Origin of the sequence: Actinoplanes couchii (assembly GCF_016862075.1) — a bacterium.
GTDB classification, from domain to species: domain Bacteria; phylum Actinomycetota; class Actinomycetes; order Mycobacteriales; family Micromonosporaceae; genus Actinoplanes; species Actinoplanes couchii.
Genome location: NZ_BOMG01000039.1, coordinates 41,342 through 61,543 on the forward strand (window position 1 = coordinate 41,342; position 20,202 = coordinate 61,543).

General features: G+C 72.0%; 20 protein-coding genes and 2 pseudogenes. 6 read left to right on the plus strand and 16 right to left on the minus strand.

Going from position 1 to position 20,202, the window contains the following annotated elements; all coding sequences use genetic code 11:
- Positions 1–80 precede the first annotated feature (80 nt).
- On the minus strand, positions 81–428 hold the full coding sequence (locus Aco03nite_RS12970) for a DoxX family protein (RefSeq protein ID WP_203795306.1): 348 nt from the start codon (positions 426–428) through the stop codon (positions 81–83).
- A gap of 85 nt (positions 429–513) precedes the next feature.
- Here Aco03nite_RS12970 and Aco03nite_RS12975 point away from each other — a divergent pair, with 85 nt between their 5' ends.
- Positions 514–852, plus strand: coding sequence for a winged helix-turn-helix transcriptional regulator (locus tag Aco03nite_RS12975; RefSeq protein ID WP_239145108.1), 339 nt, complete (start codon positions 514–516; stop codon positions 850–852).
- Here Aco03nite_RS12975 and Aco03nite_RS12980 read toward each other — a convergent pair whose 3' ends face one another.
- From Aco03nite_RS12980 to Aco03nite_RS13035, 13 genes and pseudogenes are all read right to left on the minus strand, one after another.
- Positions 853–2,076 (minus strand): MFS transporter, encoded by a 1,224-nt coding sequence (locus Aco03nite_RS12980; protein ID WP_203795307.1) that lies wholly within the window; start codon positions 2,074–2,076, stop codon positions 853–855.
- A complete protein-coding gene (locus tag Aco03nite_RS12985; protein WP_203795308.1) occupies positions 2,069–2,278 on the minus strand; it encodes a helix-turn-helix domain-containing protein in 210 nt (69 codons plus the stop codon). The genes Aco03nite_RS12980 and Aco03nite_RS12985 overlap by 8 nt, the downstream gene beginning before the upstream one ends.
- Positions 2,278–2,775, minus strand: coding sequence for a DUF2975 domain-containing protein (locus Aco03nite_RS12990; protein ID WP_203795309.1), 498 nt, complete (start codon positions 2,773–2,775; stop codon positions 2,278–2,280). Before Aco03nite_RS12990 ends, Aco03nite_RS12985 begins: the two co-directional genes overlap by 1 nt.
- 130 nt (positions 2,776–2,905) lie before the next feature.
- Complete coding sequence (locus tag Aco03nite_RS12995; RefSeq protein WP_203795310.1) at positions 2,906–3,700, minus strand: ABC transporter permease; 795 nt, start codon at positions 3,698–3,700, stop codon at positions 2,906–2,908.
- Positions 3,697–4,620: an ATP-binding cassette domain-containing protein gene (locus tag Aco03nite_RS13000; RefSeq protein WP_203795311.1), complete on the minus strand. Its 924-nt coding sequence runs from the start codon at positions 4,618–4,620 to the stop codon at positions 3,697–3,699. The genes Aco03nite_RS12995 and Aco03nite_RS13000 overlap by 4 nt, the downstream gene beginning before the upstream one ends.
- A 17-nt stretch (positions 4,621–4,637) precedes the next feature.
- Positions 4,638–5,483, minus strand: coding sequence for a DUF4097 family beta strand repeat-containing protein (locus Aco03nite_RS13005; protein WP_203795312.1), 846 nt, complete (start codon positions 5,481–5,483; stop codon positions 4,638–4,640).
- Between the two features lie 41 nt (positions 5,484–5,524).
- A complete protein-coding gene (locus Aco03nite_RS13010) occupies positions 5,525–6,022 on the minus strand; it encodes a ribbon-helix-helix protein, CopG family (RefSeq protein ID WP_203795313.1) in 498 nt (165 codons plus the stop codon).
- Between the two features lie 68 nt (positions 6,023–6,090).
- Positions 6,091–6,630 carry a hypothetical protein gene (locus Aco03nite_RS13015; RefSeq protein WP_203795314.1) on the minus strand — a complete coding sequence of 180 codons (540 nt, stop codon included), beginning with the start codon at positions 6,628–6,630 and terminating at the stop codon, positions 6,091–6,093.
- 11 nt (positions 6,631–6,641) lie between these two features.
- Positions 6,642–6,833 (minus strand): annotated as a pseudogene (locus Aco03nite_RS52865) (helix-turn-helix domain-containing protein); the annotation flags it as partial.
- A 60-nt stretch (positions 6,834–6,893) separates the two neighbouring features.
- Positions 6,894–7,634 (minus strand): annotated as a pseudogene (locus tag Aco03nite_RS54535) (hydroxymethylglutaryl-CoA lyase-like TIM-barrel protein); the annotation flags it as partial.
- Between the two features lie 34 nt (positions 7,635–7,668).
- A complete protein-coding gene (locus tag Aco03nite_RS13025) occupies positions 7,669–10,623 on the minus strand; it encodes an AfsR/SARP family transcriptional regulator (RefSeq protein ID WP_203795315.1) in 2,955 nt (984 codons plus the stop codon).
- 59 nt (positions 10,624–10,682) lie between these two features.
- Positions 10,683–12,608, minus strand: a complete 1,926-nt coding sequence (locus Aco03nite_RS13030; RefSeq protein ID WP_203795316.1) for a hypothetical protein — start codon at positions 12,606–12,608, stop codon at positions 10,683–10,685.
- Complete coding sequence (locus tag Aco03nite_RS13035) at positions 12,593–13,366, minus strand: ABC transporter ATP-binding protein (RefSeq protein ID WP_203795317.1); 774 nt, start codon at positions 13,364–13,366, stop codon at positions 12,593–12,595. The genes Aco03nite_RS13030 and Aco03nite_RS13035 overlap by 16 nt, the downstream gene beginning before the upstream one ends.
- A 114-nt stretch (positions 13,367–13,480) precedes the next feature.
- Here Aco03nite_RS13035 and Aco03nite_RS13040 point away from each other — a divergent pair, with 114 nt between their 5' ends.
- Positions 13,481–14,005 carry a GNAT family N-acetyltransferase gene (locus Aco03nite_RS13040; RefSeq protein ID WP_203795318.1) on the plus strand — a complete coding sequence of 175 codons (525 nt, stop codon included), beginning with the start codon at positions 13,481–13,483 and terminating at the stop codon, positions 14,003–14,005.
- A 31-nt stretch (positions 14,006–14,036) separates the two neighbouring features.
- Here the strand turns inward: Aco03nite_RS13040 and Aco03nite_RS13045 are convergent, their stop codons facing one another.
- The gene (locus Aco03nite_RS13045; RefSeq protein ID WP_239145109.1) at positions 14,037–15,440 is read right to left on the minus strand and encodes a M20/M25/M40 family metallo-hydrolase; all 1,404 of its coding nucleotides are present in this window, start codon (positions 15,438–15,440) and stop codon (positions 14,037–14,039) included.
- Between the two features lie 196 nt (positions 15,441–15,636).
- On the opposite strand from Aco03nite_RS13045, the gene Aco03nite_RS13050 reads away from it, so the two are divergent.
- The 4 genes from Aco03nite_RS13050 to Aco03nite_RS13065 all read left to right on the plus strand — a co-directional run bounded on the left by Aco03nite_RS13050 (position 15,637) and on the right by Aco03nite_RS13065 (position 19,602).
- Positions 15,637–16,290 (plus strand): hypothetical protein, encoded by a 654-nt coding sequence (locus Aco03nite_RS13050; protein ID WP_203795319.1) that lies wholly within the window; start codon positions 15,637–15,639, stop codon positions 16,288–16,290.
- Between the two features lie 143 nt (positions 16,291–16,433).
- Positions 16,434–18,608 carry a sensor histidine kinase gene (locus Aco03nite_RS13055; RefSeq protein WP_203795320.1) on the plus strand — a complete coding sequence of 725 codons (2,175 nt, stop codon included), beginning with the start codon at positions 16,434–16,436 and terminating at the stop codon, positions 18,606–18,608.
- A complete protein-coding gene (locus Aco03nite_RS13060; RefSeq protein ID WP_203795321.1) occupies positions 18,605–19,033 on the plus strand; it encodes a roadblock/LC7 domain-containing protein in 429 nt (142 codons plus the stop codon). The genes Aco03nite_RS13055 and Aco03nite_RS13060 overlap by 4 nt, the downstream gene beginning before the upstream one ends.
- Positions 19,030–19,602, plus strand: a complete 573-nt coding sequence (locus Aco03nite_RS13065) for a GTP-binding protein (RefSeq protein WP_203795322.1) — start codon at positions 19,030–19,032, stop codon at positions 19,600–19,602. Before Aco03nite_RS13060 ends, Aco03nite_RS13065 begins: the two co-directional genes overlap by 4 nt.
- On the opposite strand, the gene Aco03nite_RS13070 is transcribed toward Aco03nite_RS13065, so the two are convergent.
- Positions 19,565–20,185: an acyltransferase gene (locus Aco03nite_RS13070; protein WP_203795323.1), complete on the minus strand. Its 621-nt coding sequence runs from the start codon at positions 20,183–20,185 to the stop codon at positions 19,565–19,567. The genes Aco03nite_RS13065 and Aco03nite_RS13070 overlap by 38 nt on opposite strands.
- Between the last annotated feature and the right edge of the window lie 17 nt (positions 20,186–20,202).

Below are 20,202 nucleotides of genomic sequence, written 5' to 3' on the forward strand. Positions count from 1 at the left end.
CGGTATTCTAGTTAGGTTAGCCAAACCTAACATCAGCCAGTGACCGCGGTCGACGGAAGGGGTCGATTGAGGACGGTCCGTCAGTAGGTGAGCACCCGCAGCGTCAGCGCCGCGCCGCCGGCCACCAGCAGGACCACCGGGGCCACCACGTTGAAGTCGCGGATCCGCAGGTGGGAGCCGACCGCGCCGACGAAGTAGGCGATCACGCCGACCGCCGCGGCGGCGCCGAGCGGCCACCAGAACAGGCCGGCGACCAGACCCAGGGCGCCGGCGATCTCGGCGGCGGCCAGCAGCGGCAGGGCCCGATCGGTGACGCCGACCCTGGTCAAGGTCTCGACCTGGCGCGGGTCGCGGACGAGTTTGCCCCGGGCCGAGACGACCAGGATCGCGGCGAGCAGGACCGAGACGACGGCGGTGGCGATGAACATGACGACTCCTAAGGCTTGGATTTTCCGAGTCGCTAGTAAAAAACGAGCGACTCGGAAAAGCTAGCACCCCGGGTAGGGTTGATCCGTGGGCAGAGTGAGTGACACGCGACACGAGGACCGGGCCTGCAGCGCCGCCCTGGCGCGGGCCTTCGGGTTCCTGGGCAAGCGGTGGAACGGGATGATCCTGGCGACCCTGCTGGAGGGGCCGGCCGGTTTCGCCGAGCTGCGGCGGGCCGTCGGCAAGGTCCACGACTCGGTGCTGTCCGAGCGGCTCAACGAGCTGGGCAGCGCCGGGCTGGTCGAGCGGGTCGTCGCGGAGGGGCCGCCGCTGGCGGTCAGTTACCGGCTCACCGAGCGCGGCCAGGCCCTGCTCCCGGCCCTGCGTGAGCTGACCACCTGGGCCGAGGCCAACCTGCCCGAGTGATCAGCTGACGGTCTGCTTCCCCAGCGACCGCAGGGCGCCGCTCAGATACATGGCGATGGTGATCGCCGCAGTCAGAGCGGCGAAGACCAGAAAGGTCACCAGCCGGCCGTACGCATCGTAGAGCAGCCCCACGATCACCGGGCCGACCGGCGTGGCACACGTGGCCACCAGCATCGCCGAACTGACCACCCGGCCCTGCATCTCCGGTGCCGTCCGGTCCAGCAGCAGCGTCATGATCAGGGCGTTCGCCGGGGTCGCGGTGAAGTACATCACCGCCAGCATGGCGCCGACGGCGAGGGGCCGGCTGGTCCAGCCGAGCACCGCGAACGCCACCGTGGTGGTCCAGCCGAAGATCGCGATCAGCGCGAACCCGGACAGCATCCGGCGCATCCGGCCGGTCGCCCACGCGCCGAGGATGCCGCCCACCCCGCCGATCGCGAAGGCCAGCCCGATACCGGAGGCGACCACCCCGGTGTCCGCGCCCGCGGCGACGATGATCAGGGGCAGGCTCACGAACAGCACCTGCAACGCGGTGGCGCAGAACAGGATCGACCGCAGCGTCGGATGGTGCCACAGATAGCGCAGCCCGGCGGTCAGGTCGCGCCGGAGCGGCGCCCGCTCCGGCGGTGGGCCGTCGTCGTGCAGCGGCGTCCGGATCAGCAGCGTGAGCAGGGCACCGAGCAGGTACGACACGGCATCGGCGAGCACCGGGAGCCCCGGCCACAGCCCGTAGAGGTGACCACCGGCCGGCTGCCCGGTCAGCGTCGCGACGTGCGAGCGCGCCTCGTTCTGCGCGAACGCCGCCGGCAACTGCTCGGCCGGGACGACGTGCCGCACCACCACCGTCTGGGCCGCCCCGCTCACCGCACCGGCCAGCGAACTGATCGCGGTGGTGATCAGCAGCAGCGGCAGACCGACCCGGTCGTACGCCACGCCGACCACGACGGCCGCGGCGGCCAGCGCCCGCACCAGGTCACCGACGACCAGCAGCGCCTTGCGGGGCAACCGGTCGGTCAGCAGACCAGCCGGGAGCAGCATCAGCGCGTTGGCCGCCAGCCCGACGAACCCCACCAGCCCCGCCTGCGAGACGGAACCGGTGGCGGCGAGAGCCAGCAGCGGGTACGCCACCGCCGCCAGACTGGACCCGAACGCCGACAGCGCCTGCCCGGTCCACAGCAGTAGGAAGTCACGGTTGCGCCAGAGCGAGCGGGGAGCCTCAGTCATCCGGAACCCAGCGCAGGATGTCACCCGGCTGGCACTCGAGGACCTGGCAGATCGCATCCAGGGTGCTGAACCGGATCGCCTTGGCGCGGCCGTTCTTCAACACCGAGATGTTGGCGGCGCTGATGTTCACCGCGGCCACGAAGTCACCCACCGACATCTTCCTCTTGGCCAGCTGGACATCGATGTCGACAATAATCGCCATCAGACGACCTCGTCCAATTCGGACCGCAGCTCGATCGCCTTGCCGAGCAGGTGGCGGCCGACCAGGGTGAGCAACAGCAGGGCCACCGAGCCGGCGACCGCGGTGGCCGCACCCATCCACAGGCCGATGACCTCCATGCCGTCGGCCGGGGACGGGATCTCGGCGAACGTGACGTAGACGAACAGCGCGAAGGTGACCACGGCAGCGCCGCCCGCGGCGGACAGCAGCACGGTCACCCAGCGCTGGGCGGACGGCTGGAACACGGTGCCGTCGGCGGAGCGCTGCAGCAGCAGGATCGACGCGACGATCCAGGCCTGGACACACGCGACGAAGGCGATCGCGGCGGTGACGAGCGGGATCCGGAACGGCTCGTACGGCGGGAAGAGGTCCACCTCGTCGGCGGCCGTCGTGGGGATCAGGACGAGCTGCGCCCAGACGCCGACGAGCAGAACGAAGGCCAGAAAACCCTGAAGGACGGTCACCAGTGCACGATGCATGTATCGATAATCGATATCCAGACATCGAAAGTCAAGCGATGAGCCGCGTGACCGAACGTGCCGACCGGTCCCGGGCATGGGGATGCCCGGGACCGGTCGAACGAAGGAGCGGAAAGAGCGCCGGAAACCGTCAGACGGTCCGGTTGAAGAGGTGCTTGGACCACAGGTAGCCGGCCAGTGCGATGACCGCACACCAGGCCAGGGCCGTCCAGGGGGTGCTGCCCAGCGGGGTGCCCAGGAGCAGGCCCCGGATGGTTTCGATCAGTGGGGTGAAGGGCTGGTACTCCGCGAACCAGCGGATCCCGGCCGGCATCGAGTCGGTGGGGACAAAACCGCTGCCCAGGAACGGGAGCAACACCAGCGGCATGGGGGCGTTGCTCGCGGTCTCCACCGTCTTGCTGGCCAGGCCCAGTGCCACGCACAGCCAAACGAAGGCGAAAGTCAGGGCGGCCAGGAAACCGGTCGCCAGCAGCCAGTCCCCGGCGCCCGCGGTGGGACGGAAACCGACCAGCAGGGCCACCCCGACCACCACCGCCACCGCGAGCATGGCCTGGATCATGCTGCCCAGGACGTGGCCGGTCAGCACCGAGACCCGGGCTATGTGCATGGTCCGGAAGCGCATGATGACGCCCTCGGTCATGTCCATCGCCACCGAGATGGCGGTGCCCTGGACCGTCGCCATCACGGTCATCATGATGATCGCGGGGGTGACGTAGTCGGCGTAGGCGGCCCGGCCCCCGCCCAGCCCGGCGCCCAGGGTTCCACCCAGGACGTAGACGAAGAGCAGCAGGAAGATCACCGGCATGGCGATCAGGGTGATCGTCATCGACGGGTAGCGGATCATCCGTTTGAGGTTGCGGCGCAGCATGGTCGCCGAGTCGCGCAGCGGATGCAGGCGCGGCACCGCGGGAGTCAGAACGGTCATCGGGCGGACTCCTTACCGACAGTCAGGGCCAGGAACACGTCGTCCAGATCGGGGGTGTGCACGGACAGCTCACCGACGTCGACGGCGTGGTCGTCGAGGCGGCCGATCAGGGTCTTGAGGGCGGCCAGGCTCCCGTCGCTGGGGACTCGCAGGGCGAGAGCGTCCTTCTCCCGGACGGCGTCCGGGAGGACCGACTGCGCCACCCCGAGGTGCTGTTCGCCGGTGAAGGCGAGCCGGATGTGGCCGCCGGGGATGCGGCGTTTGAGTTCGGCGGCGGTGCCGTCGGCGACGATGCGGCCGCCGTCCAGGACGGCGATCCGGTCGGCGAGTTCGTCGGCCTCCTCCAGGTACTGGGTGGTGAGCAGGACGGTGACGCCGCCGGCCACCAGGTCGCGGACGATCTGCCACATGTCGCGGCGGCTGCGCGGGTCGAGCCCGGTGGTCGGCTCGTCCAGGAAGATCACCCGCGGGTCGCCGACCAGGGTCATCGCCAGGTCGAGGCGGCGCAGCATGCCGCCGGAGTAGGTGGAGACCGGTTTGCCGGCCGCCTCGGCGAGGTCGAACCGCTCCAGCAGCCGGGCGGCCCGCTGCCGGCCCTCGGTGCGGCCGAGGTGGTTCAGGTCGGCCATCAGCCGCAGGTTCTCGGTGCCGGTGAGCAATTTGTCGACGGCGGAGAACTGGCCGGTGACACCGATCGCGGCGCGGACCGCGTCGGGCTCGGCGGTGACGTCGTGCCCGGCGATCCGGAGGTCACCGGCGTCGGCGGCGGTCAGGGTGGAGAGGATCTTCACGGTGGTGGTCTTGCCCGCGCCGTTGGCGCCGAGCAGGGCGAAGACCGTCCCTTGCGGTACGTGGAAGTTGATGCCGTCCAGGACCCGGTGCTCGCCGTAGGACTTGCGCAGGCCGGTAACGGAGATCATGAGTCACCCTTCCAGGGTTACTGAGCGCGATGGATGAGGATGTCGCCGAACGAGGTGCGTCCCCGTACCTCGACGGTCTCGTCGGCTTCTTCGGGGCGCAGCGCGCCGGTGAGTTCGTTGCGGACCTTGCCGAAGCTGGTGTCGATCTCGAGCCAGGCGGCGGTGCCCTGGGCGATGCCGACGGCCAGGTCGCCCATCGAGGTGCCGACGGTGACGGAGCCCCGGACGACCTCACCGAGCCGGACGTTGCCGTGCGACGTCTTGGCGTCGACTCCGGCGCCGGCGTGTTCGATGCGGATGTCGCCGTTGGCCGAGCGGACCCGTACATCGCCGTTGACGGTGTCGATCAGGGTTTCGCCGTTGGAGTTCTTGACGGCGCCGGTGCCGTCGATCTCACCGATCCGGATCCGGCCGGAACCGGTGGAGACCTCGGCCTTGCCGGTGACGGCGCCGACGGTGACGTCCCCGGCGGAGGTGCTGAGGTGCAGCGGGCCGGTGCGCTCGACCCGGATGTGCCCGGCGGCGGTCTTGACCCGGGTGGCGCCGAAGAGGCCCGCGCCGGTGAAGCCGCCGGCCTGGATCTCGGTGGCGATCGCGGAACCGGTGGGCACCTCCACGATCACCTCGACGTCGCGCCGCTTACGGGAGAAGTCGAAGGTGTACCGGGGGCTGATGATCCGCAGCACGCCGTCGGCGTAGTCGACGCGGATCTGGCTCGCGGCCTCCACCTCGGACTCGATGGCGGGGTTGCTCGGGCGGATCTCGACGACGGTGTCGGTGCGGTCGCTCGCGGTGATCCAGACGTCGGCGACGGCCACCTCGACGGTGACGTTGATCGATGCGGGAGTGTCGAAAACAGGCATGGTTGTCCCCTCAGAACGTGTCGGTTGAGCGTTTTAGCTGGTCAGCGCACCCAGCCGGTGAAGGAGCGGGAGCCGGAGGCCGGAGGCTGCTCCCGGACCGGCTGCTGCTGCAGGGAGGCCGCGGCGGCCCGGACGAGCCAGGCGTTGACCGAGCGGCCCTCCTTGGCGGCGGCCTCCTCGACGGCGGCCTTGAGCTGCTCGGGCAGGCGCACGTTGATCCGGGCGACCGGCCCGTCCTCGCTGAAGGTCTCGGCGGGTGCTGCCGGGGCGGGGGTGGGGCCGGCGGCCGGCGGGGCCGGCGGCGGGGTGACGACGAAGTCCGGGTCGCGGCCGCGGAGCCGCAGCTCGACCGAGCCGGGGGCGAGGTCGCGGGTGATCTCGTCGGCGGCGGCCGACAGGGTCTCCAGCAGGGTCATCCGGATCGCCGACTCCAGCGACCCGGTCAGGCGCTCGACCAGCGCACGCGCCTCGTCGCCACCGGATTCAGCGAGGGTGGCGAACTCCCGCCCGAGGTTGCTCACATACACGGTCAGGTCCATGACGCCATCGTGGCACACGCGTGGCACCACCGCAAGCACAGTGGTGCCACTTTGGCATCTTCATGGCATCAGTGGCCCAGGGCGACCTTCAGGAGGGAGATCGCCGCGGCCGCTCCGGCCAGGGCGAATCCGGAGAGCATGGTCCGGAACGACGCCCGTTTCGACCGCAGGCGCTCCATCAGCAACCCGATCAGCGCCATCCGCAGCAGCAGATAACCCTCAGCGAGCAGGATCGCCGTCCGGCCCGGGATCCACTCCTGCCCGCCCGCGACGAACAGCAGCACCGGGATCAGGCCGGACGTCACGATCGGGAACGCGTCCCGCAGCTCGTGCCACAGATGTGCACGGCTCATCGCCTCGCCCGAGCGCACGTTGTGGCCGACCACGTCGGCGAAGACGTGCGCCACACAGGTCGACACGGCCGTACCCAGCACCAGCAGCGCCGCGTGCCCGTGGTGCAGGTTGTCCACGGTCAGCGGCACGGTCGCCGCGAAGACCAGGATGTTGCCGTAGACGTACGCCGAGATCCGCGCCGCCGCCTGCTCACGGCTCAGCGCCGGATCCGCCCGGTACCGGATGATCCGGTCCCGCATCAAACGATCTTGCATGCCCCCTACCGTCACACACCGGACGAGCGCAGGTCGAGATTCGCCGCCAGGTCGGTTCGCCGGGTCACGTTCAGCTTCCGGTACGTCCGGGTCAGATGCTGTTCCACGGTGCTGATCGAGACGAACAGCCGCACCGAGATCTCCCGGTTGGTGCAGCCGCCGGCGGCCAGCTCGGCCACCCGGCGCTCCGCGGCACTGAGCCTCGGCACACCACTGCGGATCGCCTTGGTCAGCACCGTGCCACCGGCGACGGCACGGCGTGCCCGGCCGAGGCCGGACAGGTCGAGTCCCGGGTCCACCCCGTCGGCGAGCAGATTGCCGGCCAGCGCCCCGAGATCCACCCCGGGCCCGCCGAAGAGCCGCCCCTCCACCCGCCCGGCCCCGGCCAGCAGCGCCAGCTCGGCCGCCGCCAGACCGGTGCCCCGCTCGTCACCGGGACGCACCGACAGGCAGGCGTGATCACGCCGCCCGACCATGTCGCCGATCCACTCGACCCGGTCGGCGAGCACGTGCGGCATGACCCGCTCCCCCGCCGTCGGCAGGCTCAGGATCATCGGCCGCCCCGCCTCGGGTTCCCACGCCTCCACCAACGCGCCGGCCGCCGCCCCCGGCGAGCACTGCAGGGCCAGGACACCGCCGAACCGCTTCCCGTGGCCACGGAGGATCCCGATCCCCGTGGTGTCCCCGGTCAGGTGGACGATCGCACTCGGCGCTCCGGCGAGGCTGTCGACCGTACGGCGGATCAGCTCCTCGCCCGGTGGAACCGAGACCGAGATCGTCACGTCGCCGGGAATCAGTCCCTGCTCGATGACCGTCCGGACGAACTCGTGGTCGGCCGGCACGGTCGCCGGGGAACCCAGCGCGATCTCGGTGAGACCCGTCTCGATCAGCAGCCGGAGGACGGTGGGCCGGCGCGCGGGTTCGGCGTCGGCCAGGTCGGTGGCGAGCCAGCGCGGCGCGACCGCGACCGTTCGGCCCGGCCACGACCGTGGAGCACCTCGCATCGGATTCACCACCGCATCGTCCGGCGCCCCGCTATCACCCTGCCTTCGTCACGCTATCGACGCCACCGGGCTCCGCCATCGCCGTTCGCGCGGTGGCCAGCAGCTCCAGTGCCCACGCCTCGAACGTCCCGGCCCGGATGTCGCGGAACAGGGTCAGCGCCCGCTCCAGCTCCCGAACCGCCCCGGCGAACTCACCCCTGGCCAGCGCCAGTTCACCGAAACCGGCCGCCACCCGCCCTTCGAGCAGGCGCTCCCCGTGGTCGACCGCCAGTGACCGTGCGCCGGTCAGCGCGACGGCCGCCCGGTCGTGGTCCCCGCCACGCAGGTGAGCGAGCCCCAGCCCGCTCAGGGCGTAGGCCTGACCGATCTGGTCATCGAGCTCCCGCACCGCCGCCAGCGCCGCCTCGAACGGCTCGATCGCCGCGCCCGGCTCGCCCGTCTCCAGGTACATGTGGCCGAACCGGTGCAGCGCCTGCGCCTCGAGCCGCCGGCTCCCGACCCGGCGGCTCAGAACGAGGGCTTCCCGGAGCAACTCCTCGGCGTGGCCGGTGTCACCGCGATCGAGTTCGACCTGCGCCATGCGGTGCAACACGTAGGCGGCCCCGGCCAGGTCACCACATCCCCGCAGAACCGGCAGCACCGCCTGATAGCGGCCGGCCGCCTCGTCGAGCCGGCCGTCCACCCGCTCCAGATAGGCGAGGTGGTAGCCGGCTATGGCCACCCCCTGAGCGTCACCGATCACGGCGAACAGCGCGGCCGCCTCCTCGAGACGGTCGCGAGCGTCGGCGAACCGGTTCTCCACGAGCGCCAGGGAGCCGATCGAGAGGACCGTCACCGCCCGGCCGCGCCGGTCACCGGCCCGGTCGGCGGCCGCGAGCGCCACCTCGTGGGTGTCCCGCCAGTCGGTGAGATACGCCCGCTGTTCGAAGAGGGTGACCGCGCCGCTCGCCAGTTCCCAGCACAGTTCGACAGCACCCGCCCGGTCGGCCTGCGGCACCGCCGCGACCAGGGACGACCGCTCCTCCTCCAGCCACGCCAACGGTTCCGGCATCAGGTGGCCGACCGTGTCGCCGGGCATGGTCCAGCGCGGAGCCGCACTGCGCACCTGCAGTTTGTCGTGACCGTGCAGCCGCCGGTGTGCCTCCTCGGTGAGGAACAGCAGCGCACCCAGCGCCCGCTCCCGGGCCGCACCGGCGGCGTCGGCGGACTCCTCCATGGCCAGACGCTCCCGGGCGAAGACCCGGATCAGGTCGTGGAACCGGTACCGCCCGGGCCCTCCGACGGCTTCCACCAGCCGGGCGTCGGCCAGCTCGTCGAGCAGGTCCCGGGCCTGTTCGACCGGCCGGTCCAGCAGCGCGGCAGCGGCCCAGCCGGCGAAGTCGGGCGCGTCCAGAATCCCCAGCAGCCGGAACAATCGCCGCGCGGCCGCGCCGATGTTGTCGTACGTCATCGAGATGCTGGCCCGGATCCCCAGCGTCCCGTGGCTCAGCTCGTCGAGACGGCGCGACTCGTCGGCCAGCCGTCCGGCGAGCTGCCGCAACGTCCAGTGCGGGCGGGCCGACAGCCGGGCGCCGGCGATCCGCAGAGCCAGCGGCAGCCGGCCACACAGCTCGGCCAGCTCGGCGGCGGCACCGGCCTCGGCCCGCACCCGCCCGTCCCCGGCGATCCGGGACAGCAGGGTCACCGAGTGCCCGCGGTCGAGCACACCCAGGTCGACGTGCACGGCTCCGGGCAGCCCGCCGAGCCGGCCCCGGCTCGTGACGACGACCGCCGTCCGCGGGTCACCGGGCAGCAGCGGCAGCACCTGGCTCTCGTCACCGGCGTTGTCGAGCAGCACCAGCATCCGGCGCCCGGCCAGCAGATCCCGGTACCGTTCGGCCCGCTCGTCCAGACCCTCCGGCATCAATCCGCCCGGAACCCCGAGGGCACGCAGGAAACGTTCCAGGACCTTCTCCGGCCCCGCCGCATGGCTGTCGTGTCCGCGCAGGTCCGCGAAGAGCTGCCCGTCCGGGTAGTCGTCGGCGAGCCGGTGCGCGACGTGCACACCGAGCGCGGTCTTGCCGATGCCGGACGTTCCGGCGATCACGACGATCGGCACCGCCCGCCGTTCCCGGGCTCCGCCGAGCCTGGTCATGATGTCCGCGGACTGCTCGGCCCGGCCGGTGAAGTCCGCGATGTCGGTGGGCAGCATCCGAGGAACCGCCCCGGTCGCCGCCGCGGTGTCTGCGGAGACCGGCCGGTCGCTTCCGGACGTCAGGATGGCGTGCTCCAGCCGCTGCAGCCACTCGCCGGGTTCCAGACCCAGTTCGTCGATCAGGGTGCGCCGGGCGGCCCGGTAGGAGTCCAGGGCCTCCGCCTGTCGTCCGGACCGGTGCAGCGCCAGCATCAGCTGCCCGCGCAGTCGCTCCCGCAGGGGGTGGGCGACGACCAGCCCGGTCAGTTCGGCGACGACGGCCCGATGCCGGCCGAGGTCCAGTTCGAGGTCGACGCAGTCCTCGACCGCGGTCAGCCACTGCTCGGTGAGGCCACCGGCGGCGGCCCGCAGCAACGAACTGTCGATTCCCTCCAGAGCCGGGCCGCGCCAGAGGCCGAGCGCCTCCCGGTACCTGGCCACCGCGTCGTCCCGGCGGCCCTGGGCGGCGGCCGTCCGGGCGTCGCCGAGCAGCAGTTCGTAATCTTTCAGGTCCACGTCGTCACCGGCCGGTTCGAGTAGATAGCCCGGGTCACGGGTGATGATCCGGCCGTCCGCCCCGAGTGACCGGCGAAGCGCCGACACGCAGATCTGCACCTGGGAACGGGCGGAGGCCGGTGGGTGCTCGCCGTAGACGGCGGTCACCAGACGGTTCACCGGGACGACCCGGCCCGCCTCCATCACCAGGCAGGCGAGCACGATCTGACGGCGGTGGCCGCCGAGATCGAGGTGCTGCCCGCCGATCAGGACTTCGAACGGGCCGAGTACGCGGTACTCGACCCGAGCGTGCTCCGACAATGCTCCATCCCCCGTGTCTCCGTCACGAGGCTACGAGAGCGGACGCGGAGCCGCCATGGTCAGCCGCCGGCATCCTCCAGAATCGGCCCCGCTGCCGCGGCGGGCACAACAGCGGACCGCCTGGTCGCGGCCCGATGACGCAACGGGATGACCGTACCGGCGATCATCATGGCGGCGCCCAGGGCGGAGAAGGCCAGTGCGACCGGGATCCGCCAGGGGTCGTCCACATACAGGGCTGCGAACCAGAGCCGCTCGGTGTCGCCGTTGGCGATCATCACGAGCGGGACCAGACCCTGCGGGAACAGCGGGATCCAGCAGAGGGTCCAGAGCAGAGTCACCAATTGGGAGGTGCGTTTCGGCAGCTCCGCGGCCGAGGACCGGACGACCCGCGTCCGGGTCTGCCCGCCGCGCATGGTGGCGAGCATCTCCGGGCCGGTGTCACGCAGCCGTGTCGCCGCCCGCCGTCCACCCCAGACGGTCAGCCCGACTCCGGTGCCCAGGCCGACAGCCACCGCCGCCCAGGTGACGACGGGCAGACCGGAACGCGTGCCCGCCCAGGCGACCGCGGCGGCCGGGACCGCGCTGAGACAGACCAGCAGCAGGGCCCCGATGACCTGCCCGAACGAGGGCCCGGCCTCCAGCGGGTTGCCGCTGCGCCGGTGCGGTTCGGCGACCGGGACCAGGGCGTACACCGACAACAGCACGATCAGGCCGGCGCCGCCGCCCAGGGTCGCGGCGAGCAGGGCCAGGACCCACGGCCAGGTCCCGGCGTCACCACCGACGGCCGTGCCGGCGACGGTGAGCGCCACGGTCAGCGGCGCGACCTGGATCAGCCAGGCCAGCTGACGGCCCCGGATCTCGGCCCGCTCCCGGCCCGGCGCGGTCAGGGCCAGCCACAGCGCCGTGCCGTCCAGTCCGAACAGGTTGGCCGAGGTGGCGGCGGCCATCACCGCGACGATCACACCGGTCCACGGCAGCATGCCGCGCCAGTCGGCGATCAGCGGGACCGCGGTGTAGAGCACCCCGAAGAAGACCGAGTAGTAGAACAGGTGGGTCCGCATCAGGTCCCGGGACCAGGTGCGCAACTCCTTGGCGGCGACCACTCCGGTCGTACCCAGCTGGGAGATCCCCTCCAGGAGCGAACCCGGTCGCCCGCCGCCCCGCGGCGCCCACCGCACCGGCCGGGTGGTGGTGCGCAGGACCAGCAGCCGCGCCCAGAGAGCCAGGGCACCGCCGATCAGCACGACCGAACCGCCCAGCGTGAGCACGACCAGGACCCAGTCACCGTCACCGGCGGCTCGCACCGCGGTCAGACCCCAGGACGACGGCAGCCAGCGCAGCACCTCGGTATATGCGGCCGGGAACCCGAGGGTGAACAGGTCGGACTCGACGGCTACCCAGATCAGCACCCACGCCTGGTTCAGCAGCACCGCCAGCGAGGCGTTGGCCAGGGCGGAGAGCACCGCACCGAGCCGCGACCGGACGGCGAACGCGAGCAGCGCCACGACCAGGCGGGACAGGACCACGACCAGGATCAGCTGGAGTACGACAGCGGGTACCGAGACCAGCACGGCGGACACCGTGGAGCCACCCACCGGCACGGAGCTACTCGCGTGGACGGTCAGCGAGGTGAACGCGATCAGGCTGACCACCGGCGCGATACCGGCGAACCCGGCGACGAGCAGCCCGAACGCCAGGCGCAGAGGCGGCAGCGGCAGGAGGGCGAACTGTTCCGGGCGCAGGCCGTCGTCCCCGCCGCCGGTGTAGACCGGGCCGAGGATCCAGCCCAGCATCCGGCAGGCCAGCAGCAGCGCGAACAGATCGGTACGGACCGCCTCCGGCACGAGACCGGTGCCGGCCAGCACGATGGTGGCGACGGCCAGCAGCAGCCCGGACGATCCGCCGACGATCATGTTGGCGGCGCGGGCGCCGGTGAGCGAGTTGGCCAGCACCCGCAGGCGCATGGTGATCAGGACGCCAGCCACGACGGCGCCCTCCGCCCGGTGACACCGGCGCCGACCAGCTCGACAAAACGGTCCTCCAGGCTGTCGCCGGCCCGGACTTCGGCGATGGTGCCGGCCGCCACCACCCGGCCCGCGGCGATCACCGCGACACGGTCACAGAGCTGTTCGACCAGGGCCATCACGTGACTGGACAGGACCACCGAGCCGCCGCCGTCCACGAACGCGCGCAGCATGCCCCGGATGGTCAGCGCGGACACCGGGTCGACGGCCTCGAACGGCTCGTCCAGCACGAGCAGTCGCGGGCCGTGCAGCAGGGCGGTGGCCAGCCCGATCTTCTTGCGCATGCCCGTCGAGTAGTCGTTGACCAGGGTGCGTTCGGCATCGAGCAGGTCGAGGAGGTCGAGCAGTTCCTCGGCACGGGCGGCCGCGGTGTCCCGGCTCAGGCCGCGCAGCCGGGCCAGGTGGACCAGCAGCTCCCGGCCGGTGAGCCGCTCGGGCAGCGCCAGGCCGTCGGGCAGCACGCCGACCCGGGACCGGGCGCCGACCGGGTCGGCCCAGACGTCGGCGCCGAAGATCCGGGCGTGCCCGGCGTCGGGGCGCAGCAGCCCGACCGCCATGGACAGGGAGGTGGTCTTGCCCGCGCCGTTGGGGCCGACCAGTCCGTAGAAGGAGCCGGCCGGAACGGCGAGGGTCACGTCGTGCACGGCGGTCTTCGCACCGAATCGCTTGACGAGTCCGATCAGTTCCAGCGCGGGCGGCGGGTGGTCCGATGTGGGCAACGGCCGGCTCCATCCGGGAGGGGTTCGGGAACCGAGCGTAAGTCCTGGCCCCACCCCTGCCGCCACCCCAGAAGATCGCTGGGGGTGATCGCTTCGAGGCGCTAATCTTGCCCCGTGCCACGATCATCATTGACCGCCGTTGTCCGCCCGGCCGCCGCGGCTGATGTGAGCAGCATCGCCACGATCTGTTCCACGGCCTACCGCGACGCCTACCGGGAGCTGCTGCCGCCGGGCTACATCGATCGCAGTGTCACCGCGTTCTACAACGAGGACCGAGTCGCCGCGGAGATCACGGCGGTGCCACCGGAGTGGTTCGGCTACCAGGTCGTCGAGCGGGACGGCCGGGTCCTCGGCGCGGCGGGCGGCGGGATGACCGGCCGGATCTCCGGTGAGCTGTCCCTGGTCTACCTGGAAGCCGCCGAGCGCGGCCGCGGCCTGGGCACGATGCTGCTGGACCGGGTCACCGACCAGATCCGGCGGGCCGGCGGGACCGAGGTGTGGGTGTCGGTCTTCCTCGGCGACCAGCCCGGCATCGGCTTCTACCGGGCCCGCGGCTTCGAGCCGGTGGAGACGGTCCGGGCCGCACTGTCCCGGGTGGATGATCACATCCGTAGCCTGCGGATGCGCTGTTCCCTCTAGGGGCGGCGCCGGGCCGCCCCCAGCGGGTGGCTCAGCCGGCGAGCGCGGTGCGGTAGGCCGCCGAGCCGATCAGCTCGAGCGACACCTGCAGGCGTTCCAGGCTGATGTTCTTCGCGATGGTGTCCTCGGGGCTGTGGTACGGCGGCTCCAGCAGGGCCGGGGACTCCTCGCCGCGCCAGGAGAAGTTCGCCGACGCGATCCCCACCTCCTGGAAGGACTGGTGGTCGCTGGAGCCGCGCAGGGTGACCGGCGAGGTCCGGGGCGCGTACCCGAGCCGGTCGGCGGCGGCCGCCACCTCGTCGGTGGCCCGGTTGGCCAGTCCGGTGTAGGAGAGCAGCCAGTACCGGGTGGCCGGATCCCAGCTGGTGGCGACCATGTCGTTCTGGAAGACGGCGAGGATCCGGTCGCGTTCGGCCTGCGGCAGCTGGGCCACGTAGTAGCGGGAGCCGATCAGGCCCTGCTCCTCCGAGCCCCAGAGGGCGAACCGCAGCGTCGCCGCGGTCGGCAGCTTCCGCAGCACCCGGGCGATCTCCAGGGTGAGGACGGTGCCGGAGCCGTCGTCGTTGGCGCCGGGCGCCCCGATGACCGTGTCGTAGTGCGCGCTGACCATCACGACCGGGCCCGCCGTCTCCCGGCGGCGGCGCTCGGCGAGGACGTTGTGCGAGGTCAGGCCCCGGTGCGCGGTGGTGGAGACGGTCAGCTTGAGGCGACCGCCGGCGAGCAGGGCGCGCAGCCGCTGCTTCTGCGCCTGGGCGACGCCGACGACCGGGATGGCGACCGGGGACCCGGCGAACCCGGGCAGCTGCGGGCTGAACGCCGAGGCCCGGCGGGGCTCGACCAGGTCCACCGGCAGGAAGACGACGGCCGCCGCGCCCCGGGCCACCGCGGTGGCGACCTGGGTCTCCCGGGTGGCGGCGGCGTAGTCGATCAGCAGGATCCGGCCGGTCACGTCCTCCGGGTAGTCGGCGCTGCCACCGGCGCCCGCGTCCAGCACGTCGCCGCGGACCTTGACGTCCAGAGCCGCGTGCGGGGAGGCGCCGACCTGCCAGTTCAGGTCGGCGGGCAGGCCACGCGGCGACTCCAGCCGGGCGAGGAACTTGTCGGCCACCGGGAACGGCTGCAGGGTCACGTCGTACCCGAGCCGGTCGAGCACCCCGGAGACGTAGTCGGCGGCCCGCTTCTCCGAGCGGGTGCCGCCGATCCGGGGCCCGATGCCCTGGGCGAGCACCTTCAGGTCCGTCAGGGCGCGCTCGGCCGACACCTTCGTCGCGACCAGCCTGTCGCTATCGGTCAGCGTGGGTGGGCGGACCGCCCCGGGACGCTGGTCCCCGACGGCCCACGCGGGCGCGGGCAACGCGACGCCGGCCGCGCCGCCGAGCGCGATGGTGAGCATCCGGCGGCGGGACAGTGCGGACTTCTCGGCAGCGGTATCCAAGTTTCCCCCTCGCTGAAGGGATCGCCGATCCCGGCCGGAATGACGATCCACGTAAGGGAAAGACTATTGTCGATATAGGCATGGGGCAATGAGTTACGGCCGTTACGATCTCGTGATCAGGATCGCAGAACCGGTGGCCCCGGCCCCGCATCGCATCACATGACGACCGATGATGATGCAAAAACGGGGAACCACCATGAACAAGACAATGCTCGCCGGACTGCTCGCCCTGACCACCCTGACGATGACCGGATGCGGTCAGGGCCCGCAACGGCTGGACGGCGCGGCCGCACCGCACGGCGTCACGGCCGCCTCCTCCCCCACGTCCCCCACCCCGGCGCCACCGTCGCCGTCGGCCTCGGCCACCCCGTCGGCGACACCGTCGAAATCGGTCACGGCGCCCGCGACCCGGCGTACCACCGAACCGGTTTTCCTGGGCCCGGACGGCTACGGCACGCTCAAGTTCGGCATGACCCGCGCCGAGGCCGAGGCGACCGGGCTGATCAAGGGGTACCGGACCGTCGACCTCGGCACCACGAAATGCGGCCGGGCCACCCTGAAGGCCACCGGCGGCCAGCTGTACTTCGCGGCGGACCAGGGCCTGATCACCATGTTCGCCGCGGGCGGCACCCGGACCCCGGAGGGCATCCGGGTGGGCAGCACCGCGAAGGCGGTCCTGACGGCCTACCCGGACGCCGAACTCGTCTACGGCACCGACCCGGCGAACGACAAGCTCACCGTCGACCTGCCGGGTGTCGCGAGGTATCACCTGGACACCCGGGACGGCAAGGTCATCCACCTGAGCCTGTCCATGGACAACATCTTCACCGGCTCGGGCTGCCTGGAGTGACACCACCCGTTCGTAGGAACCACCACCGGCGGGCACGACGGTCCAGCTGCGGGGGAACGGCAGTCGCTCGATAGAGGTGTTGACCCCATGTTGGCCTCCGTCGATTCTGTGCCGCGTCGTGGACGCCGGACGGAGGAGGACGGATGGCCCGCAGCCGGGGCTCGATCCGGGGCCGGATGATCCGCATGCTGGCGCTTCCGGTCGTGGCCATGGTGCTGTTGCTGGCCGCCGTGGTGGCCGGCGAGTACTCCACGTACCGGCTCGCCACCCGCACCGACCACGCGATCACCCTCGACCTGGCCGTGCAGGCGCTGGTCCGGGAGGTGCAGACGGAACGCGGCGTCACCCTGGGCATGCTGGCCGGCAACACCGGCCTCGGCGCCGAGGTGCCGGCCGCCCGGCAGCGCGCCGACCTGCAGCGGGGCGCCCTGCAACGGCTGGTGGACGAGCGCGGCGACCTGGACGGGCAGGTCACCGAGGCGCTCGGCCGGGCCGGGGCGCTGGCCGGGATCCGCGAGGAGGTGGACGTCGGCGGCGCCGACCGGGCCGACGTCTTCGAGGACTACAACGAGGTGGTCGCCGACCTGGGCGAGGTCTACTTCGCCCTGGACAACGCGAGCGACGCCACGATGCGGCTCGGCACCGAGTCGCTGGCCATGCTGAACCTGGCCACCGAGGCGACCGCCCGGCAGCGGGCGTTCCTCAGCGGCGTCTTCTCCGCCGGTGGTTTCGCCGAGGGCGAGTTCCTGCGGTTCGTGCAGCTGCGGGCCGAGCGGGACGCGGCGATCGACGAGTTCGAGGAGTACGCCACCCCGGAGGTGCTGGCCGCGAAGGACCGGCTGTTCACCACCGCGGACGCCCAGCGCGCCGACCAGATGCAGGACCGGGCGCTGCGATCCGGCGACGGGCAGGCGATCCGGGCCGACCCGCAGCTGTGGTGGACCACCACCGGGCCGGTGCTGGACGACCTGGCCCAGCTGGCCCGGGTCATCGGCGACGCGATGCGGGACCGGGCCGCCACCCTGCTGGCCGAGGCGAACCTGCGGCTGGCCGGGCTCGGCGCGGTGATCCTGCTGTGCGCCGGGATCGCGGTCTACCTGGGTACGATCGCCGCCCGGTCGATCGCGAACCCGCTGGCCGGGCTGGCCGCCGAGGCGAACCGGCTGGCCGGTCAGCGGCTGCCGGAGGCGGTGCGCCGGGCCGCCGACGGGCAGGCCGCCGAACCCCCCGACCCGGTCCGCGTCGGCGATCACGCCAGCACCGAGATGCAGCTGGTGGCGGACGCCTTCGACCGCGTTCAGGGCACCGCGTACGCGCTCGCCACCGAGCAGGCCGGACTGCGCCGGGCGGCCGCCGAGTCGCTGGCCAACCTGGGCCGCCGCAACCAGAACCTGCTGCGCCGCCAGCTCGGTTTCATCACCCGCCTGGAGCAGGAGGAGTCCGATCCGGCCGGGCTGGCGAACCTGTTCGAGCTGGACCACCTGGCCACCCGGATGCGGCGCAACGCGGAGAGCCTGCTGGTGCTGGTCGGCGCGGCCAGTCCCCGGCAGTGGTCGAAGCCGGTGCCGATGTCCGACGTGGTCCGGGCGGCGGTGTCCGAGGTCGAGGAGTACCGGCGGGTGTCGCTGCGCCGGCTGGACGAGACGCTGGTCTCCGGGGCCGTGGTCAGCGGGCTGGCGCACATGCTCGCCGAACTGATCGAGAACGGTCTGGCGTTCTCCCCGCCGGACCTGGACGTGGAGATCCACGGGCGCCGGGTCGAGGACGGCTATCTGGTCGCGGTCTGCGATCAGGGGGTCGGCATGGGCAGCGGGGAGCTGGACCGGGCCAATCACCTGCTGCGGGGTGAGGGCGACTTCATCACCGCTCCGGCCCGATATCTGGGGCACTACGTGGTGGGGCGGCTCGCCGCCGACATGGACGTCCAGGTCGAGCTGGGCCGGTCGGCGGTGACCGGGGTGACCGCCCGGGTCACGGTGCCCGCGACGCTGCTGTCCGAGCCGGTGCCGCTGCCGGTGCTCGAACCGGAGCAGATGAAGGCGCCGGGGCCGCGCCCACTGTCCGCCGAGATCGACTACGTGATCGTGGACAAGTCCCTGCCCGAGACCACGTCCCCGCCGGAGCCCGGACACACCGTCAACGGCCTGCGCAAACGGGTGCCCCGGGCGCGCCGGTCCGAGTCCGCCCCGCGCCCGCTGCCCGAACCGCCGGCGGCGGCCGAACCCGAGACGGTCCGCACCCGGCTCACCGCCCTGCGCCAGGGCATCCAGCGCGGAGCCGGCCAGGCCCGGCACGCCGTCCCCGAGGAGATCTCGTGAGCGTCGAGGCGCCCACCGCCGACCGGCACCAGCTCGACTGGCTGCTGGGCAACTTCGTGCATCAGACCGACGGGGTACGCGATGCCGTGGCGGTCTCCTCCGACGGGCTGCTGATCGCCGCGTCGGAGGGGCTGGACCGGGCCGAGGCGGATCAGCTCGGCGCGATCGTCTCCAGCATGGCGAGCCTGGCCCGCAGCGCGTCCCGCCGGTACGACTTCGCCGGCCTCAAACTCGTGATGGCCGAGATGCACCGGGGTTTCCTGGTGATCTCGGTGATCCCGGGCGGCAGCTGCCTGGGCGTGGTGGCCGCCGGCGACAGCGACCCGGGGCTGGTCGGCTACGAGATCTCGATGCTCGCCGAGCGCTTCGGCGACCTGCTGACTCCGGCCCGGATCGCCGAGTCCCGGCAACGGCTGCCGCGATGACCGAGACGGTCGAGGCGCCCTCCCCGACGGCCGTGAAGATCGTGATCAGTGGCGGGTTCGGGGTCGGCAAGACCACGTTCGTCGGCGCGATCTCGGAGATCGAACCGCTGGTGACCGAGGCCGAGATGACCGAGAAGTCGATCGGGGTGGACGACACCACCGCGGTCACCGCGAAGACCACCACCACCGTCGCGCTCGACTTCGGGCGGATCACCCTGGACGAGACGCTGCTGCTCTACCTGTTCGGGACGCCGGGGCAGGACCGGTTCGCGTTCCTCTGGGACGACCTGGTGGACGGGGCGCTGGGTGCGATCGTGCTGGTCGACACCCGGCGGATCGAGGACTGCTTCCCGGCCATCGACTACTTCGAGGAGCAGGACATCCCGTTCATCATCGGGGTGAACGCGTTCGAGGGGGCGCGCCGTTTCGATCAGGCGGAGATCCGCGACGCGCTGGGTCTGGCCGAGACCCTGCCGTTGCTGGAGTGTGACGCCCGGCGCCGTGAGTCGGTGAAGGCGGTCCTGGTGGCGCTCACCGAGCGTGTGCTGGCCCGGCGTCGCTCTTCGTGAGGAGACTCCTCGTGAGGAGACCGTCCTGTTCGACGTACACCTCGCCGGTCTCCTCGCAGGTCCAGGTCTTGCCGTCCGCGCTGACCAGGGGGCGGCCGGCCCGGCCCACCCAGCCGACCCGGCGGGCCGGCACCCCGACCATCAGGGCGTGGTCCGGGACGTCCTTGGTGACGACCGCGCCGGCGGCGACCAGTGCCCACTGCCCGACGGTGACCGGCGCGACGCAGACCGCGCGGGCGCCGATCGCCGCGCCCGTGCCGATCGTGACGCCGACGGCGGTCCAGTCGTCACCGGACTTGAGCCGCCCGGCCGGGGTGACGGCCCGCGGGTACTCGTCGTTGGTGAGCACCGCGGCCGGGCCGATGAACACCCCGTCGGCGAGCCTGGCCGGCTCGTACACCAGTGCGTGGTTCTGCAGTTTGCAGTTGTCGCCGAGGACCACGCCGGGGCCGATGTAGGCGCCCCGCCCGACCGTGCAGTCCCGGCCGAGCACGGCGCCCTCACGGACCTGGGCGAGGTGCCAGATCCGGGTGCCGTCGCCGAGCACTGCTTTCGGATCGACGTCCGCGGTGGGGGCGATCATGCGGGACCTCCAGAGGG

Coding starts and splice junctions, on each gene's coding strand:
- Aco03nite_RS12970 (WP_203795306.1), bottom strand. CDS start 428: ATGTTCATCGCCACCGCCGTCGTCTCGGTCCTGCTCGCCGCGATCCTG.
- Aco03nite_RS12980 (WP_203795307.1), bottom strand. CDS start 2,076: ATGACTGAGGCTCCCCGCTCGCTCTGGCGCAACCGTGACTTCCTACTG.
- Aco03nite_RS12985 (WP_203795308.1), bottom strand. CDS start 2,278: ATGGCGATTATTGTCGACATCGATGTCCAGCTGGCCAAGAGGAAGATG.
- Aco03nite_RS12990 (WP_203795309.1), bottom strand. CDS start 2,775: ATGCATCGTGCACTGGTGACCGTCCTTCAGGGTTTTCTGGCCTTCGTT.
- Aco03nite_RS12995 (WP_203795310.1), bottom strand. CDS start 3,700: ATGACCGTTCTGACTCCCGCGGTGCCGCGCCTGCATCCGCTGCGCGAC.
- Aco03nite_RS13000 (WP_203795311.1), bottom strand. CDS start 4,620: ATGATCTCCGTTACCGGCCTGCGCAAGTCCTACGGCGAGCACCGGGTC.
- Aco03nite_RS13005 (WP_203795312.1), bottom strand. CDS start 5,483: ATGCCTGTTTTCGACACTCCCGCATCGATCAACGTCACCGTCGAGGTG.
- Aco03nite_RS13010 (WP_203795313.1), bottom strand. CDS start 6,022: ATGGACCTGACCGTGTATGTGAGCAACCTCGGGCGGGAGTTCGCCACC.
- Aco03nite_RS13015 (WP_203795314.1), bottom strand. CDS start 6,630: ATGCAAGATCGTTTGATGCGGGACCGGATCATCCGGTACCGGGCGGAT.
- Aco03nite_RS13050 (WP_203795319.1), top strand. CDS start 15,637: ATGAACAAGACAATGCTCGCCGGACTGCTCGCCCTGACCACCCTGACG.
- Aco03nite_RS13055 (WP_203795320.1), top strand. CDS start 16,434: ATGGCCCGCAGCCGGGGCTCGATCCGGGGCCGGATGATCCGCATGCTG.
- Aco03nite_RS13065 (WP_203795322.1), top strand. CDS start 19,030: ATGACCGAGACGGTCGAGGCGCCCTCCCCGACGGCCGTGAAGATCGTG.
- Aco03nite_RS13070 (WP_203795323.1), bottom strand. CDS start 20,185: ATGATCGCCCCCACCGCGGACGTCGATCCGAAAGCAGTGCTCGGCGAC.